Source organism: Dyella flagellata (assembly GCF_030160275.1).
Lineage (GTDB): Bacteria > Pseudomonadota > Gammaproteobacteria > Xanthomonadales > Rhodanobacteraceae > Dyella_B > Dyella_B flagellata.
Map to the genome: position 1 here is coordinate 26,284 of NZ_BSOA01000043.1, position 19,097 is coordinate 45,380.

Here is a 19,097-nt window from a genome sequence, read left to right on the forward strand (position 1 = left end):
CCGGAGCGCGTAGGCTGGGATGCTAATCGCAGCTTCCATACGGTATGGGAGATGCTGGGATTGTCATCCCAGCCTACACGCAAGCTGCGCCCCACAAAGCCGGAGTACCTCCGGCTTTGTCCCATTATTGGCGGGAATTTTCTGCAGTCAGTTCGATTCCGTGAACTGGATCGACGGTAAAGCACCGCCGGATGAACCTTGCGATGCCGTGCAAGCACCGAGATTCAAGTTATTGGTTTCCCCCGTAGTGCCTGCGTTTGCAAGGCATGTTGGTGCATTCGTAGTCCCATCGTTGACGGCAAGATTCACCGTGATGGACGTGCCACTATTGAAAGTCGCGGCCGATCCGCCGCCGTTGCCGACCACATTGAACTCCGACTGGCTCCACCACGACGAAAGGCTGACGGTGGTGTCAGGTTCGCTGGCGGAATAGGCGTCCGTTCCATAGGTGAAGGTTGCCGTGTCGTTTCCGTTCGATGACGCCACCCCTGATAGTGTCAAACTGGCTAGCTGCGTTGCATCAGCTGAAGGTACGTTGGTAGCTTGGCTATTGACGTAACACGATCCCTGATAATCGTTCCAGCCGGCGGGGCAGCCGCTGGTGCTGTAGTCCTGCGCCGAGGGAAATACCCAGTTTTGGATGAATACCTGCGCTTGCCCAGCTGCGCCGCCGTAGTTGGTGGCGTACACGAATTGCTCCCACACCTGGCACTGCGCATAACCAAAGCTAGAACAAGCTGTCGAAGACGAGTTGATGTCGGTATTGAGTTGCAATGTGTAGTCGTTTGCTCCACGCGCTCCGCTCTCTGAAGTAACGCCCGCCACTTGAGGAAAGCTTCCCACTGCCGACATCGTGGTATTCGTGGTTTGTGCTGCATAATCTGCGCCGTTACCGGCCGTATCGGCAGGCTCGCTCATCAAGCTCCGGATACCGTCGATTCGCTTGGCGGCGGATCCAAACTTCCGCGCCGTGGCGGATCGATAAACTGGCGCTTCCCCACAGACAACCCTATGCCAAATAAGGCTGGGATAAGAGGCATGGAAGCATCCGTCGGTGGGCGGTGGCAGATGTTTGATCGACTTGTGCCAGCCTTCCAGTGCTTCCTTGTTTGCTTGTGCGCGCATGTCATGAATCGACGAGGCTGCGACGGCGAGGGGAAGAGCTGCTGCGGTGAGAAGGCCGGTAAGAGTCGCGGCCAATGCCAGGTGACGAACGCGGAACGGAGTTTTTGCTCGCATGGATGGCTCCTTGGATGGTAAACGTTGGGTTTTTCTATCGAAGACCTTGAACGTAAAACCTACGAAATCAGGGCAATGCTGCCGAGAGACAGAGCTTTTTCTGTCAACGCCGAGGCTCCTGGCAATATCCCCAAGCGGCTTGGCCGATCACGAGATGCCGAAGCGGAGCAGGGTGCAGGCAATCCGCTCGATGCATGGGCGTGTCATGTGCGCATGGCTAACCGCTTTTATGACAACGCGGCAATTGTGGCTGTCCCTACCTAGGAGATCGCCTAGGTGGGTGTTTTTGCTCCGCGTGCGTTTGAGGTGGAAGCGACGGCTAGACTTTCGGGAATGCTTCCGATGGCGGCACTTGCCTGGGTGGCGGCCAACTGACTGCAATCCCGGCTCAGACCTTCTATCCTTAAGCGCGACCATCAAGCGTGCGTGAGTGCCTCAGGCACGCTTTCAAGAGGATCATAGGCCGGAATGTTGTCGTACCGCGGCCAATCGTTCTGCCTCCGACAGGCTCTGGCGCAGTGCGAAGGAGCGTTCGGCGTCCGCGCCGGCGAGATACATAACCTGGTTGGTGCCGTCGGTCGCCGCCGTGAAAATGACCTCGGCGATCGACGCGGCAGTGGAATAGTTGTCGCGCCGTATGGTCATCGCGGTCATGACCTTGGACAAGCTATCGCTATAGGCGTGCTCGTTGTCATGGAAGGTGCGCGCGAGCGACCTGCCGGCGAAATCGGTAGCCACTCCGCCCGGCGCCACGTATTTCGCACGGATGCCGAGCGGCGCAAGTTCGAAGGACAAGGATTCGGTAAAGCCCACCACAGCGAATTTGGTTGCGTTATAGAGAGAAAGAAAGGGCAGGGTGATCAGCCCGCCCAGCGAGGCGACATTGATGATGCTGCCGCAGCCCTGACGGCGCATCGTTGGTAGCACCGCACGAGTCACGGCAAAGATGCCATCGACATTGGTGGCGAACTGCCGGCGGATTTGTTCGTCGGTCGCCGTTTCGAAAGGACCGAACAGGCCATAGCCGGCATTGTTGACCAGCACATCGATGCGGCCGAAACGGTCTAGCGTTGCCGCGACTGCGGTGTCGACGGAAGCGGGGTCGGTTACATCAAGCGGTAGCACGGTAACTTTAGGAAGTGCAGCTAACGGCGTGCCATCGGAAGGCTTGCGCATAGTGGCGGCGACGCGCCAGCCACGCTCGGCGAACAAAGTCGCCGCGGCTTGGCCGATGCCGCTGGAAGCACCAGTGACCAGGACTACAGGGGAGGTTACGGTCGACATGACTCGATTCCTTTTGGGGGAAAAAATATTCGGTTAAAAGGCAAAAAATTATGCTCGGATGCCATCCCAGCAGAGCTGGAAAGCCGTCGTGCGGCTTTCTTCGGTATCGAGGATGGACTGCGCGCGAATGAGCCGTGCGGTCTCGCGAACCGAACCGACCACCAGCGAGGCCAAAAAGGGGACGGGTACCGCTTTTAGGATCTCCGCCTCCTGCCCCTCGATGAAGATCTGCGTCAGCCCGCCGCTGATCCGTGCGCTATAGCTGCGGCTTTCCTCATTCATGAAGGACGAGCCGACAAATTGCTCCATGAAGCTGACCTGGTCGTAACGCTGGAGCCGGTGATCGATCATCTTGTTCCACACCTGGCGAGCCTGCGCTTTCAGTGGTGCTGTGGGATCGACGTCGCTGCCATAGAAATCCACCGCTTCGTGCTTGGCGCGTCGAAACACTTCGTTGAACAGCGCCTCCTTGTCGGCGAAATACACATAGAGCGTACTGGTGCCGATGCCGGCCGCTTTGGCGATTTCTGTCAGGGTCAGCCCGAACAGCCCGCGTTCGGCCGCTAAGCGGCAAGTGGCAGCCACCACAGCGTCCAGTTTCTTTTCGTCTTTCGGCTTCATGATTTCCATGATAACCGAAAATATTTTCCCTTAAAAGAGGCTGGGCGGCCTTCCTGCTTATTCCAAATCAATACTAGACGACCGGTCTATTCTTGCGTAGCCTAGTCAGCATGCTACTGACTGAAAAAGCAAAGGCCACCCGCCAGCAGATCCTCGATGCGGGGATGTTGCTGGTACTGCGTAAGGGCTTCGTCGGCACCGGCCTGCAGGAAATTCTGCAGACCTCCGGTGTGCCAAAGGGCTCGTTCTATCACTACTTCCCATCCAAGGAAGATTTCGGCTGCGCGTTATTACAGCAGTACGCAGACGACTACCGAGAGCGCCTCAATGCCATCCTGGCGCCGGGAACGGGCAGTGGCCGTGATCGCCTCATGTGTTACTGGCAAGCCTGGCTCGAAGCATCGGGCCAAGACCCCTGGGGTGAGAACTGCCTGGTGGTGAAACTGGCGGCCGAAGTATCGGATTTGTCCGAGAGCATGCGCTGCGTGTTGAACGCCGGGGTGGAAGAACTGCAGGCGCGAATTGCCGCGGTGATCAGCGAAGGACGGGAAGATGGCTCGTTGCCGTCCGGCGCGTCATCGCTGGCTGTTGCGCGGGTGCTCTATCAGATGTGGTTGGGGGCGGCGCTGCTAGCCAAGCTGGGCCAGAACAAGGCCCCGCTGCAGCACGCGATGCTCGCGACCGAACACTTGCTGGCGTGCGATGGCACGGTAACCAGCTCTACTCAAGATTAATTTGAATTAGCACAAAGGGAATATCGTGAAAATCCTGATCGTACTGACTTCGCATGACCGCCTCGGCGATACCGGCCACAAGACGGGCTTCTGGCTGGAGGAGTTCGCCGCTCCGTATTACGTGTTCAAGGATGCCGGCGCGCAGATCACGCTGGCATCGCCGGCCGGTGGTCAGCCGCCGCTGGACCCCAAAAGTGATGAGCCCGGCGCGCAGACGCCAGCTACCGGCCGTTTTCGCTCCGACCTGGACGCGCAGAAGCAGTTGGCGACAACGGTAAAGCTGGCTTCGATCAACGTTGCCGAGTTCGACGCCGTGTTCTACCCGGGTGGCCACGGTCCGCTTTGGGATCTGTCAGAAGATGCTGCCTCGATCGCACTCATCGAATCCGTCGAGCGCGCTGGCAAGCCGTTAGGACTGGTCTGTCATGCGCCAGGTGCCTTGCTCAAGACGCGTGCAGAAGACGGTCGGCCGCTGATTGCCGGCCGCAAGGTGACGGGCTTTTCCAACAGCGAAGAGGCTGCTGTCGGACTGACCAGCGTCGTGCCGTTCCTGATCGAAGACGAATTTCAGCGCCTTGGCGGCCGCTACGAGAAGGGCGCGGATTGGCAATCCCACGTGGTGACTGACGGGAACCTTGTCACCGGCCAGAATCCGGCCAGTTCCGAAGCTGCAGCTAAGGCCTTGCTCGCGCTGCTGGCGTGATTCGCCACACAGCGTGATTCAAACGCCAAGCTTGCTTGCGGGCGACGTTCATTCAATCTTTTATAAGGAGTGCACTCATGCGCAGTGCAAGCTATGCCGCGTTTGGCGAACCCAGCGAAGTTCTCGCCTTGAACGATAGTCCCGTGCCGCAACCCGGTGCGGGACAGGTTCGGATACGAACCGTCCTGTCGCCTATTCACAATCATGATCTATGGACCATTCGTGGTCAGTATGGCTACAAGCCGCAACTACCCGCCATCGGCGGTACCGAAGCGACGGGCATTGTTGACGCATTGGGCGAGGGCGTGCAGGGCGTTGCGCTCGGGCAACGTGTTGCAGTGGCATCCGTGCAAGGCACCTGGGCAGACTATTTCCTGGCCCCTGCGCAAGGACTGGTGCCGGTTCCGGAGGTCGTTACGGACGAGGTGGCGGCGCAACTGATCGCCATGCCGTTCAGCGCGGTCTCCTTGCTGGAATACCTGGAGGTCAAACGCGGCGACTGGATCATCCAGAACACCGCCAACGGTGCGGTCGGCAAAACGCTGGCAACGCTTGCGAAGTCGCGCGGTATCCACGTCATCAACCTGGTGCGGCGCGACGCGGGCGTGGATGAACTCGCTGCGTTGGGTATAGATCATGTCGTGTCGACCGCTCAGGAAGGCTGGAAGAAGACGGTGCGCTCGATCGCTGCAGGCGCGCCAATCCGTGCGGCAGTCGATTCCATCGGTGGCAGCGCCAGCGACGATCTGCTGGCACTGCTAGGCGAAAACGGCGTGTTGGTGTCTTTTGGCAGCATGACGGGCGAACCGATGCAAATTTCGCCGGGCAACCTGATCTTCAAGCACACCACCGTCAAGGGCTTCTGGGCTACCAAGGTCAATGCCGCCATGTCTGCGGAGACCAGGCAGCGGTTGTTCGCAGAGCTGCTGGGCCTTGCCGCCGGAGGTGAGCTGAAACTGCCCGTCGATAGCGTTTACGACCTTGCAGATGCCGCTAAAGCAGCGGCCGCAAGCATGCATCCTGGGCGCAAGGGCAAGGTGCTGCTGCGCCCGTGATGCGATGCCTGGCTTTGTAATCGTAGGCTGAGATGCCAATCCCAGCTTGCTCTGCGGTGCCCGGGTGCTGGGAGTGTCATCCCAGCCTTGTTCTTTCAGTTCGATTCGGTAAATTGAATCGATGGCAAGGCGCCACTGGGCGAACCTCGGGATGCCGTGCAAGCGCCGAGATTCAAATTATTGGTTTCCCCAGTGATGCCTGCGTTGGAAAGGCACGTCGGCGCATTCGTCATCCCGTCATTGACGGCGAGGGTCAGCACTGAATGACGAAGGTTGAACAGGGGTTTTACTTGCATATATCGCATATCGCATAGAAAAGGGCGTCGCCAGGCAAAGCGGTGGCGTGCTCTGGCTTTGTCATAAGGGTGGTTTTTCAATGATGTCGCCAGCCTAGGGTTTTCCCTAGGTGGGTGATTCCTTTTTTTATTCGTTCATTATCAGCGTGGGGATCGCATTTGGACGTCTAAATAATTCTAAATTTAGACGTCTAGATTATTGCGTGTGGTTTGTCGAGATGGTTAAGGCAAGTCAGGTTTGCCGCGTCATGTAGTCACGTCGGACCTTGATGGCGGCGCGACGACTTATCCATTCCTTATGACAGAGAGGTAACTAAGACGCCTGTATGGACAGGCTGGCAATTCCATCACAGGGGGACTCGCTTTCTCATTTAAATCTCAAGGGAGAAAAGACGTGAAAACCGAGCATGTGATGATCGGCGTATCCATGGCGGCAGCCCTCGCCACGCTGCCTTTGACCGCCCTGGCTTCTGCTTCAAACGCTGCGCTGGCGGGTCTCACCATCACCGAAGCGCCGCGAGTTACTCAAACCATAGACAATAGAGTCGTTTCTGCTCTGGGCAATACGCATTTATCGATGCTTGACAGCCTGGCGCCCGCGCGCGCGGTGACTGATTCCACCCCGATGAACCATATGCAACTGGTCCTGCGACGCAGCGCCCTGCGCACGACCGCACTGAGTCAGTTGATCGCCGCGCAGCACGATCGTTCCTCGCCCAAGTTTCATCAATGGCTGACGCCGGCCGAGTATGGTCGGGCTTTCGGCGTAGCCGACACGGATATAAGCGCTGTAACGTCCTGGCTGATTTCGCAGGGCTTCAAGGTCAACGGTGTGTTGGCGAACAAGATGCAGATCGATTTCAGCGGCACCGCAGGACAGGTGCGGCAAGCCTTCCACACTCAGGAAAACCACTATATCGTTAACAAGGTCAGCCATATCGCCAATGCTAGCGATATCAGCATGCCGGCGGCACTACACAGCGTGGTGGTAGGTGTGGCGGGCCTGAATGATTTTAGGCCGCAAGCTTTGCACCAGCAGCCGAAGATCGCGCAGTTCAATACATCCAGTCAGCGCTTCAAGATTCAGCTGGCGCCCGGCGCCAACACCCGTATCGGTGGCGCTCCCGCTCCGATGGTGAATTTCAATGGAGGTGTACGTGGCTTTGCGCCTTACGACATGCAGACGATGTACAACACCTCCCCCTTGTACGGCAGCGGAGTGACCGGCAAGGGCATCACCATTGCGGTGGTGGAAGACCAGGACATGGACGTATCGGACTGGCCGAACTTCGTCAGCCAGTTTGGTTTGGGCGGCTACGGCGGAACTTTCAAGCAGTTCCAGCCGCTGTTGTCGCCTGATACGGGCAACTGTACCGATCCAGGCGGCAACAGCCCTACGGGGGAGAGCATCGAGACCGTGCTCGATTCGGAATATGCCACCGCCATCGCACCGGGGGCGTCGATCTGGGTGGCTACGTGCAATGACGCCGGCAGCAGCAATTTCTTTGGCGGCGTGTTCACAGCTGCGAGCAATTTGATCAATGGAGCATCGCGCCCCAATGTGATCAGTGCCAGCTACGGTTTCGGCGAGGGCTTTACCGATACTCCCAGTAAGACGGCAATTGACATGATGTGGGCGCAGGCAGACGCGGAAGGTATCTCCGTTTTTGTGTCGACCGGCGATTCCGGTTCCAATCCCAGCTTCAACGGTTCGATCATCAACGGCCGGCCTGCCATCGACGCCAATTCCTTTGCCTCCTCACCCAACGATACCAGCGTCGGCGGCTCGGATACTGCGGACGTACTCGATGGCACGAGTAGCAAGTACTTCAACACGACGTTGAATCCGGTGTATGGATCGGCGAAGTCGTACGTGCCGGAAATTACCTGGAACCAGTCCTGTGGCAATACCCGTGCCGCTAAGGACCTGATCCATGGCAGCGCCTTGCAGTTTTGCAAGAACGCGTTGATCTACGACCCCCAGGGCGATTACGTCACATCGGAAAGCGGTAGCGGTGGAGCGTCTTCGGTCGACAGGAAGCCCGCATGGCAGCGGATTGTGCACGGCGCGGCCAAGGACCAATCGCGTGACCTGCCGGACATCTCGCTGTTCGCTGGCTCCTATGGCGGCTATTCCTCGGTGATCCTTTGTACAGGTGCCTATCCGTGTAAGCCAAACTTCAGTTCGCCGGTAGTCCTGGAAGGCGGCACGTCACTGTCGTCGCCGATGTTTGCCGGCATCCAGGCGCTGATCGATCAGGGGATGGTCAGCGCGGGCGGGTCGGTAAATCAGGGCAATGCCGCTCCCACTTTGTACGAGTTGGCTCGGAACGAATTCGGTGGCCCAGCCGGTTCGGTGCCGTCGACGCTTGCTGCGTGCAATGCCGACAACGGCTCCGGGGGCACCAGCCAGTGCGTGTTCCATAACATCACCGATGGCGGTAATGCCACGCAGTGCGTTCAGCTGCAAGGTCAAACCACAACTGATTGTTACTTCTACGGTACGATCCAAAACCTCCAGGGTGCGGGGCAGGCCAAGATCGGGCTGACCTCGTCCAGCGCCACGAAGTACGACAAGACTACGGCAGCCTTCGCAGCAAAAGCCGGCTGGAGTTTCGCCAATGGCTTGGGTTCGGTGAATACCGCCAACCTGCTGTCGGCGTGGAAGTCGTTCAACGGTCTGTAATCGCCCTCATGAGGCATCGAGCTTTGTACCCCTGGCGGGCCATTGCCGCCAGGGGATTGTTTTAGCAATGCTCAGGCCTATGGCGTGGGTGCGATAGGCGCAGCAGTGCCACCGCCGTTACCTTCGGTAAATGAAATGGAGGGCAGGGTGCCGCCGTTTGTGCTGCAAGGGCTTGTCAAATTGAGTGCACTTGTCTCGCCGGTATAGCTGGTGCTTGAGCAGGACGGGGCGTTGGTGGTCCCATTGGCGATGCTTGTAAGGACGGAAAACGAAACTCCGTCATTGAAGCCCACCGCTGCGTAGGATCCCACTCCAAAAATATTGTACTCGGCGCTTTGCCAGGCTGAAGAAAAATCCCCGAGCACACTTGGCTGATTGACTGTGTAGAGCGTACTGCCGACGGCAACCGTCATCGAATCCGTACCGTTTGCAGTTTGACCGTAAACGCGGATATTGCTCAAGCCGGCAATCGGCTGCATGGGAACACTGACGTAGTAGGAAAGAAAGCAGTTGCCATAATAAAGCTCCCAAGCAGACGACGGGCACGAAGTCTGATTGAGAAGGATGTACCACAGGGAGCCGTAGGCCACGCCCGAATTGGGCATGTTCTGGTAGACGAACTGCACCCATCCCGTGCAGTCGTTGCAAACCGAGGAATCAGTAACCGTAAAGAAATTCGAGTTGAGCTGAAGAGAATACGTATTGCTTCCGTTTACGGGATCATTTATCTCGATCAGGTTGGTAATAGCGGGGAACGATCCTTCGGCCAAGGAAATGGGGCCACCTGTGGCGTTAGCAACAAAGTCACCGACGCCGTTTCCTATGGTTTGCAGCGCACTTTGTGAGCGGCTCACAATACCCTTGCTGTTCATCGGCCCGGTGCGTGGCAAGTAGGACGGAATGTGTGGAGGCATGAAAAAGACCGGTTGCGAACAGGGTACTTGCATCCACGCATGGGCGGGGTAGGAAACCGTAAAGCAACCTTCACGTGATGGAAGCGAACGTCTAGCGGCATCATGCCAGGTGCGCTGTAGATCGTCTGGCAAAGCTTGGTTCATGGGCGTGCCGACCATCACCACTTGTAACGACCGGGCGTGCGCGACGGGAATCGCGGCCAATTGAAGACACATGATAATGGCGACGATCATTGCGCACAGAAAACGACGCATGCCAATCAATGTTGAACTTGACATAGTTATGCTCCCGTTGAAGAGTAGGTTGGGACATGCCGAAGTCAGTTACGGCATGGCTTTATCACCATCTTGCAGCAGCCAGCTGTCATCAGTTCGATTTCACCAACAGGATCGCGAATGCGGTTCCTTCAAGAAGTCCGGTGTTCCGTGGATGCCAAGCTATCTGGCTTATTCTGATCGTCGGTTTTGATCTTGCCGGGTAGAAGCTGTTGAGGCAGTCGCGGTGCTATCGGTCGCTTCCGCGCTGAATTTTGCTCGATATTCGCTCGGTGACATCCCTACCAGTTCCCTGAATCGTCGTGCAAACGCGGACTGGTCCGAGAAGCCGCAGCTTTGTCCTATATCGGCGACACTTTTGTTTCCCCGCAACTCATGCATGGCCGCTTGGATCCGCAGCTGTGCAACCAGCTGCAAGGGGGTGAGCTGGAAAACGCTGCGAAAGGACCGTTCCAACTTTGATACGGAAAAACCGATCTGCTTCGCCAGGTCGGTCACATAAATGGTTTCCGAAAAATGTTCGTTGAGATAAGTCAGGGTCGCGCGTAGCTTTTCGTAGTGGTCACCACGCGCCTCGACGCGATCAAGATCGCGAGAAATTCCCATGAGTCCTTGCACTTTGTTGTCCATATAAATGGGGCGTTTACAGGTAAGACACCATCCTGGCGTGCTATTGGGGTACAGGTGCAGTTCCAGCAAATCGTGGATGATGGCCCCTTCCAATACATCCCTGTCTTGTTTGGCGTAACTGGCGCTTAGTCCGATCGGATAAAGCTCATCCACCCGTTTGCCAATGAGCTGAGTGCGCGATTTCAGGCCGAGACGGCGCACCATCGTGGCATTCGCGTACAGATAGCGGCCGGCTAGATCCTTCACGAAAAACAACACATCCGGCACGGAGTCGAATAGAACCTGCAGCTCTCCCGCTTCGAGCGGAAAGGGTGGGTGATTTAGCTCCGAGAGTGCGCTATAGACCGATTCCCATTTCATGCGAAGCAACCCTCACTTGAAGGTTTGAGCGAGCGGTCTGCATGCCGCAGTTCCATTTTTTCCCCTACGGGAACCTTTGCCGGAATCAGCCTTGCAGTCAACGATATCGTGCAAGGCAAAGTCACCCGAATTCCCATAGTATGAAGTCGCTCACATTGGTATTTGAACGTTTAAACATATTTTTTTGCTTTCGTCACCTAGATGGATTGTTAATGAATAAAAATCATTAGGTGTTTTCCCATTCAAGACGTCTTAGAAGTAAAGGCGAAAATTATTCAATATATATGGACTCGTTTTGGTTCGTATTTGAGCTTGTGTCAAGGTAGTTTTTGGATCATCGATGGGGTAATGGGGCAAACGATTTTGTCAAGGACATGGGCCGAAGATTTCGGCTTTTGCGTAAGCATTCCGAGCGTATGCCCGTAGGGAGAGAGGGGCGCGCAGCGCTGAGGAAAACGACGAAGCTTCATTTTTTGACCAGGAGCGAAACCAGCCCCGCTAAAGCGGAATGCTGTGGCTTGGCAGCCGCAGTGCGGGTTCTTTTGTTCTCTGCATAAATGAGGAGTCAACATGTTCGAACATACGAAATGCAAACTGCTTAAAGTGGCGTCCATATCTGGCTTGCTTGCGTTCGCGGCGGGTAGTGCTTTTGCAGCCCAAAATGCCAGGCCGATCACTAACAATCCCTATTCGCCTGCTTATGGACATCCCTATCGACATGGGGTGATGCCCACACCTGAGGCCCACGCGAGAATGAGAGCCTATGCGGCGCAATTGGGCATGAGGGCCGCCGACACCGGCCCGAAGACGTTGGCTTTCGGCGGCGGCGTGGATGGCGTTGGTGTCACCAGTGGTACGCCCCAGGTTTACCTGGTGTTCTATGGCAGTACTTGGGGCAACGTAAGCACCGACACCAACGGCGACCTTAACTTTGACAATGATCCCAACGGCGCCGCGCCCTATCTGCAGGAGCTTTTAAAGGGCCTGGGCACCGGTGGCGAACTGTGGTCGGGCACGATGACCCAGTATTGCGATGGCCCCTTGGTGGCAAAGGGTGCGACGTCCTGTCCATCCGGTGCCCCGTTGATCGGGTATCCCACAGGTGGAGTGCTTGCCGGGGTGTGGTACGACAACTCGCAACCCACGCCTAATGCGACCCAAGCGCAACTTGCGCAGGAAGCCGAGAACGCTGCGGCGCATTTCGGCAACACCACTTCCGATTCCAATCGTTATGTGCAGTACGTGATCGTGTCGCCCACGGGGGCCGATCCTGATGGCTTCCAGGAAGGCGATTTCTGTGCGTGGCACGATTACGACAGCTCGCCCTACGGTGACATTGCATACACCAACCTGCCTTATGTGTCCGACCAAGGCTGTGGCGCGGGCTATGTCAATCCGGGCAACAATCTGGACGCTTTCTCTATGGCGGAAGGCCATGAATACGCCGAAACGATCACCGACCAGTTCCCATTGGGCGGCTGGGCCAATCCGAACAATCCACCGGGTGGTCCTGAAAACGGCGATGAGTGTGCATATATCACCTCCGGTCAGGGAGCACTGGCCAATGTCAGCATGGGCACGGGTTCCTTTGCGATGCAAAGCACTTGGTCCAACGACACCAACCAATGCGAGATCGCCCATCCCATCGTTCAGTGATGGCATTCCGTTGAGGATGTGACAAGCATCCGATGCAACTCACCCCAACGCCGCGCCGGTGGCACGGCTTGGGGCTGAGGCATGCGGGCTTTTTTCTTTCGAATCACGGAAAAATCAGATGGCTGCGTTATGGCCATGTCATTTAGGCGAAGGCCCACCTTATGGTATGGAACGGATGATCTAGTAGGCTGGGATGCCAATCCCAGCATCGCGATGGCGCATGCATGGCAATGCTGGGATTGTCATCCCAGCCTACGGGCCTCGTTGGCGCCAACTACCAAAAGGGAGCAAACTGAAGTCGATTGCAGGTGCCCCAGATGAATCGGCCACTCATCAAGGAGCAGAGCCATGCGTAGTGCCATCCATGCCTCGTTTGGTGTTCCCGGCGAAGTGCTCGCCCTGGGTAACAGCCCCGTACCAGAGCCTGGGGCAGGGCAGGTTCGGATTCGAACCTTGCTCTCGCCGATCCATAACCACGATCTGTGGACCGTCCGTGGCCAGTACGGCTACAAACCGACACTGCCGGCGATTGGCGGCTCCGAAGCGGCAGGCATCGTCGACGCCTTGGGCGTTGGAGTCGAGGGCATTGCAGTCGGGCAGCGTGTGGCCGTGGCGTCCGTGCACGGTACTTGGGCGGAATATTTCCTCGCTCCGGCCCAAGCGGTTGTGCCGGTGCCCGAGCTGATCTCCGACGAAGTGGCGGCGCAGCTGATCGCCATGCCGTTCAGCGCCATTTCCCTGCTGGACTTCCTGCACGTAGAGCATGGCGACTGGATCATCCAGAACGCCGCCAGCGGCGCGGTCGGCAAGACTTTGGCGATCGTGGCCAAGGCGCGCGGCATCCACGTCATCAACCTGGTGCGTCGTGACGCGAGCGTGGGAGAACTCGCTGCGCTAGGCATCGGGCACGCCGTGTCCACCACGCAGGACGAGTGGCAGCAGCACGTGCTTTCGATCACGGCAGGCGCGCCGATCCGCGCGGCGGTCGACTCCCTCGGCGGCAAGGCCAGCGGCGATCTGCTGGCGCTGTTGGGCGAGAACGGCCTGCTGGTGTCCTTCGGCGCCACCGGCGAAGGGTCGATGCAGCTGTCTTCGGCCGAACTCATATTCAAGCAGGTCACGGTGAAGGGTTTTTGGGGTAGCAAGGTGAGCGCCGCCATGCATGCCGAAACCCGGCGCCGCTTGATCGCGGAGTTGCTGCGCCTGGCGGCGAGCGGCGAGTTGAAGTTGCCGGTGGAGGCGATCTTCGATCTGGCCGAAGTTGGCCAGGCCGCCGTCGGCAGCGCGCAATCGGGACGCAAGGGCAAGGTGCTGCTGCGCCCCTGACGCGTGCGAATTCGCGGTGCAGCCGTACGAATCCGCCGAACAGGACGATGGGACGGCCTCGCAGGCCCATCCTGCAGGCCTCTCGTCCCGGAGTCCTAGCCATGAGATTTGCCCGTTACGCCCTGTCTAGCCTGCTTGTGCTGGTGCTGATCGGCAGCGCCTTCGTAGCGTCCAAGCGGGAGGCACTACACATCGCTGCCGCCTCGGTCAGCCAATCCTTGTGCGCGGCGGCCTTCGTGTCGCAGGTCGATCCCGATCGGGTCTTTGCGCAGGAGCAGCGGCCATTGCTGGGTAGTATCGCCTGGGCGGCAAGCTACACGGTGGATCGTGCGCGCCAAAACGTGCGCAGCCGGGTGCTGGGCTTGTTCCAGGCCCGCTCGGAATACCGTGCCGGTCTGGGCTGCACGCTTGTATTCGGTGATGATCCGGCGCCCAAGGCAGTTGCCGTCGACGTACACTCCGTGCCCGATACCTTCGGTCCGCAAGTCGTCACGCCGGTCGACCCTGCGCTGCGCGCGGCGCTTGAGCTTGCCTTCGCCGAACCCGATCCGGCGCATCCACGCCTGACCAAAGCCGTCGTGGTGCTGCATGACGGCCACCTGATCGCCGAGCGCTACGCTCCCGGTTACGGTCCTCAAACGCCGATCTGGGGACATTCGATCACCAAGTCGGTGATGCAGGCGCTGATCGGCATCCTGGTGCGCCAGGGGCAGCTGCACCCGGACCAGGCCGCGCCGATCGCTGCCTGGGCATCGCCTACGGACCCGCGCCACGCCATTACGGTTGATCAACTACTGCGCATGGACAGCGGGCTGCCCTTCGATGAAACCGAAGGCCCGGTCAACCCGGCCACCCACATGTGGTTTCGCGAGGCCGATACGGCCGCTTATGCCGCACGCATGCCGCTTGCTCATGCGCCCGGCACCGCTTGGGGCTATAGCAACCTCAGCTACGCATTGCTTTCCAAGCTGGTTGGCGAAGCCAGTGGCGGCACGGCCGCCGACGCCGAGAAGTTCGTGCGCGATGAATTGTTCGCGCCGCTGGGCATGAACCATTCGGTGATCGAAACCGACGTCAGCGGCAGTTTGCTCGGTTCCGGCTTCATGTATGGTTCCGCGCGCGACTTTGCCCGCTTCGGCCAGCTTTATCTGGATGACGGTGTGGTGGACGGCAAGCGCATCCTGCCGGAAGGATGGGCGACTTATGCTCATTCGCAGACGCTGGATACTGGTTATGGCGCCGGCTTCTGGACCAACCTGGTGAACCAGGGCAGCGTGCCGGTATGGGACGCCCCGTGGGGCATGCCGCAGTTGCCCAAAGACATGTTCTACGCGCGCGGCGCCTTCGGGCAGTACGTCATCATCGTGCCTTCCGAGCACCTGGTGGTGGTGCGGATGGGGCTGAGCGTGCAAGGCGGCAGCACCGGCATCGGCGATGCGACCGCCAGGATCATCGCCGCATTGCATCGCACGGGATCGGCCGCGCTTGCGATCAGGTGATAGCTGCCGCGGCGTGCTGCCGGCGGTAATTGCTGGGCGTATCGCCGACCTGCCGCTTGAATGCCGCGTTGAAGGTGGATTTGGAGGTGAAGCCGCAGGCGTAGGCGAGGTCGAGGATGGTTCGTGACTCGTCAGCATCCACCAGGTACGCACGCACGGCCTCTACCCGCAGACGGTTGACGTAATCACAGAAGCTGCCGCCCAGGCGCCGGTTGATCACCGCCGAGACCAGGTATTCCGGATAGCCGCTGCGCTTGGCGACCTGCCCGATGGTGAGCGCCGGCTCAAGATAGAGCGGCGCCTCGCCGCTCATCAGTTGCGCCAGGCGTCCTTCGACTTCGGCAAAACGTGCCGTGTCCGTCGCCGCAGCAGCGTCACGCTCATCCGGTACGGAGGCTGCTTCGGGTTTGCTCACCACCGGCGGCTGCCCCAGGCTGAACCAGCCCACCATGCATACCCACGCCGCGACCAGGCCAAACAACAGGCCGTAATTGAGGATCGGCAGATACACCACGGATTGCACGATGGCTACGCTCCAGATCGCGACCTGGAAGCCGGCCATCGCATCGATCCAGCGCAGCGACAGGCGATCGGCATCCGAGCGGTACTCGCGCAGCTGGCGGCGATAGCTGCGTACCCGGACCAGCGCAGCCACGACGTAGGACAAGCTGTAGAGAAACAGCGGCCCGTCAAACCAGGCGCCGATGGCGCGCTCGCCGGCGATCCAGCGTGCCGACATCGATTGCAGCCGCGCATGACTGCCGAGCAGGACATAGGCATTGAACACCAGCATGACGGCGAAGCCGGCCAGGTGCACCAAGTCGCGCGGCTGGAACTTGCGTTCCTCGACCAGTGCGCGCACGTACAAATAGAACAGGCTGCCGTACAGAAACGGAAACAGCGCGACGAAGCGGTAGGCACGGAACCATTCTGGCGACAGCAGGTGCCAATACAGCGCCTTTACCGCCAGGTCAACGCCACTCAGTGCCACCCACACGGCCAACAGATGATTGGCGGCACGGTTGGCAGGCCGGCGCCACAGGGTCATGGCCAACAAGGCGGCCTGCACGGCCCCGGCGGTATAGACAAAAGTCCAGAACGTGTAATCCACTAGCGCTCGCGTCATCGATGGGAATGGACAGCTCCGCTTATCTTACGTGTGGCAGTACACCGAGTGCAGCCGCCGGCTGGCCGCACTATGCTGGATACGGGCGAAGGGGGCCTCAAGTTCATGGCCATGAAGTTCAACCCGGTTTCCATGGAAGAGCTGAGCAACGCCTGCCTGCCTGAGAAGGCACAGCCCGGTCTCTACTACCGGCAAGGCAAGGAAATCGTGCTGGTCGCCTTGAACATGGCCGAGCAACACGAAGGGCTCGGGCCCACTTATCTGTGTTTTTCGGGCGAACGCGTCGAGCATCGAAGAAGCATCCCGAATGCGCTGTTGATTCCCCTGCACGAACTGGAACCGCGCTTTCATATCGAAGGCGCGGCCGAACAAGTCAAGTTCACCGCCGGCATCGCCATCGACTACTACCAGGAGCCGGCCCTGGTGCTGGTGGATGACCACCCTCACATCTTGCTGAAGGATTTTCCGGATGAACCGCGTGGCGATCCGAGGTTCCACCGGTATCGCCTGATGCTGAACCTGGCGACCCGGCAGGTGGTGCGCTTATCGCCCGGAAAAACGCTGATCGTCTTCGACCATGTGGTGATGTCTGGCCATCTGCCGCGCCAGGGCCAGGATGTGTCGGAAAAGATGGCGGTGTTGAAATTGCGCGCCGATGACAGGGGCCGATGAAACGTAGGCTGGGATGACAATCCCAGCATTGCTTATACCCGTGCATGGCATGCTGGGATTGTCATCCCAGCCTACAACGGCAACTGGCCAAGGAATCCCAGGATCGCCTTCCAATTGTCTTCGGCACCCTGCGGATCGCGGCTGGCGATCAGCGTAGAAGAGCCATGCACGCCGCCGGTGGTGGGAACGTATTGAACCTTGAGCTTGGCGGGTGACGCTGCCAGGATGGCCTTGGCCGCTGCGATCTCGCCGGCATCCTTGGCGGAAGTGACATAGAACGGAACCGTGACCTTCGACGCGGCAGAGCGGATCATCGAAGGCGACGCGTCGAAATATTCACCCGGCGAAAAGACCGCGATGGCGCTGATTTGGTTGACATGCTCCGCCGCCACCACCACGGTCAGCGACGCCGAATAACTGCTACCCCAAAGGATAATCGGCAGTTTCTGCTTTTTGGCAAAAGACAGCGCCGCTTCGAGGTCGGGCTTGGCATCGAGGTAGTCGGCGGAATGGCCTAGTGCTTGCACGGTTTGATTCGGGCCAAACAGTTCGCCGCCCGAACGCTGATCGATGGCCAGTGCACTGTATCCGGCTGCAGCGAGTCTGGGCGCAATGGTCTTGTATTCATCCTTGCTGGAGCCGGCCTGGTGAAACAGCACGATCAGGGCGTGTGGCGATGCAGCACGATAATACTTGCCATAGATCGTCACGCCATCGCTGGCCTTGAAGCTGACATCGGAAGTGGTTGTGGCCGGTGATGGCTGCACGGTAACGGCCGTGGCAGGTACGGATGCTGCCAAGCCACTCAGCGTGATCAGCGTCGACAGGGCGAGAGAGAGTGCTGCGTGCATGGGAGTTCCTGCTGGGGCCGTGACTCTGGGAGGAAGCCATTCAAATGTAATGCTCGTGCTTGTTCAAGTGCAGGAAGGCGGGGGCATCCTGGGCGCGCATCCGTGCAAGCGTCATTCGGTGATGAAGCATGCTTTGGTTGAAGATCCATCCGGCTTTCTCAAGGATGTAATCGACCGGCGCAGCTCCGCTAGCGGCGCGTGATCATCAAAGCGAATCGCGCCGGCCTGCTCGGATATGCCCAGCTGCCGGAGCACGCCATCCAGGTCGATGGCGACCGCCCGGTCTTTGAGTTGGCCGTAAAGGGAAGCGAGTGCATCGCTTTTAACCGCCGCGTCCCCCACTTGGACGGCCTGGGCTACGCTCCAATAGGCTTTATTGCCTCCGCTTGCACGGTTGATGGCACGCAACGCGTCCTGCAGGGAATACTTGCCATGGCTGTTCTTGTAGATGGCGATTTCGGCGAGCAGCCAGTACATGGCGCCGCCCCAATAAGTCCTGCCCCAGGTGTGCGTATGATCGAGTCCCTCATCGTCAGGCTGGGGCTGGCCTTTAGGCATGTCCTCAACGACCCAGCGCCACACTTCCTGCGGGGAGATTTGCCCTAGTTGCGCACGGGCAATCGGTTCAACGTAGGTGGCATTGCCTTCCATGAACCATTCGTTTTGCTGCGGGAAGCGCGGCAGCGCCAAATGGGTCATTTCGTGCACCATCACCCAATTTTCCCGCAAGGCGTCGTCGCTTACATCACGGCCTACGCTGAGGCGCGTTACCGAGCCGGGATAGCCCCATGTCGTTGCCGGGCCAATGCGGTCACCTTCCACCGGCGTAACGAGCAAACCCCATTGGTCGACGGGGAAGCGGCCAAAGTAGGCGGAGACGGCTGCTGCGCTGCGCCGCACCCAGGCTTCCATCCGGCGCTTGTCCAAACCTCCGGCATCACCGTCCATGCCAACGGAGATGTTCCCGCCACACATCGAAAGCCGCAGGTCGGGTGAGTTTTTCAAGCGGGCATAGATGTCTTCGGGATTGTCGTACGTGCGTGCGAATATCGGTTGGGGCGATTGCGCTGCCACGGTCAGGCATCCAATCATCTGCAGAAAGCAACGACGATTCATGCGTGTACTCCCGCGAGCCCGATGCGTAGGCTGGGATGATAATCCCAGCATCG

Annotated in this window: 17 protein-coding genes; 9 read left to right on the forward strand and 8 right to left on the reverse strand. The window is 58.9% G+C overall.

Annotation, left to right across the window (positions count from 1 at the left end):
• Positions 1-147: 147 nt before the first annotated feature.
• Positions 148-1,239, reverse strand: a complete 1,092-nt coding sequence (locus tag QQJ96_RS16920; RefSeq protein ID WP_284333197.1) for a hypothetical protein — start codon at positions 1,237-1,239, stop codon at positions 148-150.
• Between the two features lie 24 nt (positions 1,240-1,263).
• Here QQJ96_RS16920 and QQJ96_RS16925 point away from each other — a divergent pair, with 24 nt between their 5' ends.
• Entirely contained in the window at positions 1,264-1,503 is a 240-nt protein-coding gene (locus QQJ96_RS16925; protein ID WP_284333198.1) for a hypothetical protein, read from the forward strand.
• Between the two features lie 192 nt (positions 1,504-1,695).
• Here QQJ96_RS16925 and QQJ96_RS16930 read toward each other — a convergent pair whose 3' ends face one another.
• Complete coding sequence (locus QQJ96_RS16930) at positions 1,696-2,523, reverse strand: SDR family oxidoreductase (protein ID WP_284333199.1); 828 nt, start codon at positions 2,521-2,523, stop codon at positions 1,696-1,698.
• Between the two features lie 48 nt (positions 2,524-2,571).
• Positions 2,572-3,153, reverse strand: a complete 582-nt coding sequence (locus QQJ96_RS16935) for a TetR/AcrR family transcriptional regulator (RefSeq protein ID WP_284333200.1) — start codon at positions 3,151-3,153, stop codon at positions 2,572-2,574.
• Between the two features lie 101 nt (positions 3,154-3,254).
• Here QQJ96_RS16935 and QQJ96_RS16940 point away from each other — a divergent pair, with 101 nt between their 5' ends.
• The 4 genes from QQJ96_RS16940 to QQJ96_RS16955 all read left to right on the forward strand — a co-directional run bounded on the left by QQJ96_RS16940 (position 3,255) and on the right by QQJ96_RS16955 (position 8,618).
• On the forward strand, positions 3,255-3,878 hold the full coding sequence (locus QQJ96_RS16940) for a TetR/AcrR family transcriptional regulator (protein ID WP_284333201.1): 624 nt from the start codon (positions 3,255-3,257) through the stop codon (positions 3,876-3,878).
• Positions 3,879-3,903: 25 nt separating this feature from the next.
• On the forward strand, positions 3,904-4,581 hold the full coding sequence (locus QQJ96_RS16945; protein WP_284333202.1) for a type 1 glutamine amidotransferase domain-containing protein: 678 nt from the start codon (positions 3,904-3,906) through the stop codon (positions 4,579-4,581).
• A gap of 77 nt (positions 4,582-4,658) precedes the next feature.
• Complete coding sequence (locus tag QQJ96_RS16950; RefSeq protein WP_284333203.1) at positions 4,659-5,636, forward strand: zinc-binding dehydrogenase; 978 nt, start codon at positions 4,659-4,661, stop codon at positions 5,634-5,636.
• A gap of 690 nt (positions 5,637-6,326) precedes the next feature.
• Entirely contained in the window at positions 6,327-8,618 is a 2,292-nt protein-coding gene (locus QQJ96_RS16955) for a S53 family peptidase (RefSeq protein ID WP_284333204.1), read from the forward strand.
• Positions 8,619-8,695: 77 nt separating this feature from the next.
• Here the strand turns inward: QQJ96_RS16955 and QQJ96_RS16960 are convergent, their stop codons facing one another.
• Together QQJ96_RS16960 and QQJ96_RS16965 are read right to left on the reverse strand one after the other, a co-directional pair.
• Complete coding sequence (locus QQJ96_RS16960) at positions 8,696-9,811, reverse strand: hypothetical protein (RefSeq protein ID WP_284333205.1); 1,116 nt, start codon at positions 9,809-9,811, stop codon at positions 8,696-8,698.
• Positions 9,812-9,979: 168 nt separating this feature from the next.
• Positions 9,980-10,798, reverse strand: a complete 819-nt coding sequence (locus QQJ96_RS16965) for an AraC family transcriptional regulator (RefSeq protein ID WP_284333206.1) — start codon at positions 10,796-10,798, stop codon at positions 9,980-9,982.
• Positions 10,799-11,578: 780 nt separating this feature from the next.
• On the opposite strand from QQJ96_RS16965, the gene QQJ96_RS16970 reads away from it, so the two are divergent.
• The 3 genes from QQJ96_RS16970 to QQJ96_RS16980 all read left to right on the forward strand — a co-directional run bounded on the left by QQJ96_RS16970 (position 11,579) and on the right by QQJ96_RS16980 (position 15,279).
• Complete coding sequence (locus QQJ96_RS16970) at positions 11,579-12,454, forward strand: hypothetical protein (protein ID WP_284333207.1); 876 nt, start codon at positions 11,579-11,581, stop codon at positions 12,452-12,454.
• 348 nt (positions 12,455-12,802) lie between these two features.
• The gene (locus QQJ96_RS16975; protein ID WP_284333208.1) at positions 12,803-13,780 is read left to right on the forward strand and encodes a zinc-binding dehydrogenase; all 978 of its coding nucleotides are present in this window, start codon (positions 12,803-12,805) and stop codon (positions 13,778-13,780) included.
• 101 nt (positions 13,781-13,881) lie between these two features.
• Positions 13,882-15,279, forward strand: a complete 1,398-nt coding sequence (locus tag QQJ96_RS16980) for a serine hydrolase domain-containing protein (protein WP_284333209.1) — start codon at positions 13,882-13,884, stop codon at positions 15,277-15,279.
• Here QQJ96_RS16980 and QQJ96_RS16985 read toward each other — a convergent pair.
• Complete coding sequence (locus QQJ96_RS16985; RefSeq protein ID WP_284333210.1) at positions 15,272-16,405, reverse strand: helix-turn-helix domain-containing protein; 1,134 nt, start codon at positions 16,403-16,405, stop codon at positions 15,272-15,274. The two genes, QQJ96_RS16980 and QQJ96_RS16985, sit on opposite strands and share 8 nt — an antisense overlap.
• A 105-nt stretch (positions 16,406-16,510) precedes the next feature.
• On the opposite strand from QQJ96_RS16985, the gene QQJ96_RS16990 reads away from it, so the two are divergent.
• Positions 16,511-17,077 carry a hypothetical protein gene (locus QQJ96_RS16990; RefSeq protein WP_284333211.1) on the forward strand — a complete coding sequence of 189 codons (567 nt, stop codon included), beginning with the start codon at positions 16,511-16,513 and terminating at the stop codon, positions 17,075-17,077.
• Positions 17,078-17,148: 71 nt separating this feature from the next.
• Here the strand turns inward: QQJ96_RS16990 and QQJ96_RS16995 are convergent, their stop codons facing one another.
• Together QQJ96_RS16995 and QQJ96_RS17000 are read right to left on the reverse strand one after the other, a co-directional pair.
• Positions 17,149-17,928, reverse strand: a complete 780-nt coding sequence (locus QQJ96_RS16995) for an alpha/beta hydrolase (protein ID WP_284333212.1) — start codon at positions 17,926-17,928, stop codon at positions 17,149-17,151.
• A 111-nt stretch (positions 17,929-18,039) separates the two neighbouring features.
• On the reverse strand, positions 18,040-19,044 hold the full coding sequence (locus tag QQJ96_RS17000) for a hypothetical protein (RefSeq protein WP_284333213.1): 1,005 nt from the start codon (positions 19,042-19,044) through the stop codon (positions 18,040-18,042).
• Positions 19,045-19,097: the final 53 nt, after the last annotated feature.

Coding starts and splice junctions, on each gene's coding strand:
- QQJ96_RS17000 (WP_284333213.1), bottom strand. CDS start 19,044: ATGAATCGTCGTTGCTTTCTGCAGATGATTGGATGCCTGACCGTGGCA.
- QQJ96_RS16995 (WP_284333212.1), bottom strand. CDS start 17,928: ATGCACGCAGCACTCTCTCTCGCCCTGTCGACGCTGATCACGCTGAGT.
- QQJ96_RS16985 (WP_284333210.1), bottom strand. CDS start 16,405: ATGACGCGAGCGCTAGTGGATTACACGTTCTGGACTTTTGTCTATACC.
- QQJ96_RS16990 (WP_284333211.1), top strand. CDS start 16,511: ATGGCCATGAAGTTCAACCCGGTTTCCATGGAAGAGCTGAGCAACGCC.
- QQJ96_RS16940 (WP_284333201.1), top strand. CDS start 3,255: ATGCTACTGACTGAAAAAGCAAAGGCCACCCGCCAGCAGATCCTCGAT.
- QQJ96_RS16975 (WP_284333208.1), top strand. CDS start 12,803: ATGCGTAGTGCCATCCATGCCTCGTTTGGTGTTCCCGGCGAAGTGCTC.
- QQJ96_RS16970 (WP_284333207.1), top strand. CDS start 11,579: ATGAGGGCCGCCGACACCGGCCCGAAGACGTTGGCTTTCGGCGGCGGC.
- QQJ96_RS16935 (WP_284333200.1), bottom strand. CDS start 3,153: ATGGAAATCATGAAGCCGAAAGACGAAAAGAAACTGGACGCTGTGGTG.
- QQJ96_RS16960 (WP_284333205.1), bottom strand. CDS start 9,811: ATGTCAAGTTCAACATTGATTGGCATGCGTCGTTTTCTGTGCGCAATG.
- QQJ96_RS16950 (WP_284333203.1), top strand. CDS start 4,659: ATGCGCAGTGCAAGCTATGCCGCGTTTGGCGAACCCAGCGAAGTTCTC.
- QQJ96_RS16920 (WP_284333197.1), bottom strand. CDS start 1,239: ATGCGAGCAAAAACTCCGTTCCGCGTTCGTCACCTGGCATTGGCCGCG.
- QQJ96_RS16980 (WP_284333209.1), top strand. CDS start 13,882: ATGAGATTTGCCCGTTACGCCCTGTCTAGCCTGCTTGTGCTGGTGCTG.
- QQJ96_RS16930 (WP_284333199.1), bottom strand. CDS start 2,523: ATGTCGACCGTAACCTCCCCTGTAGTCCTGGTCACTGGTGCTTCCAGC.
- QQJ96_RS16965 (WP_284333206.1), bottom strand. CDS start 10,798: ATGAAATGGGAATCGGTCTATAGCGCACTCTCGGAGCTAAATCACCCA.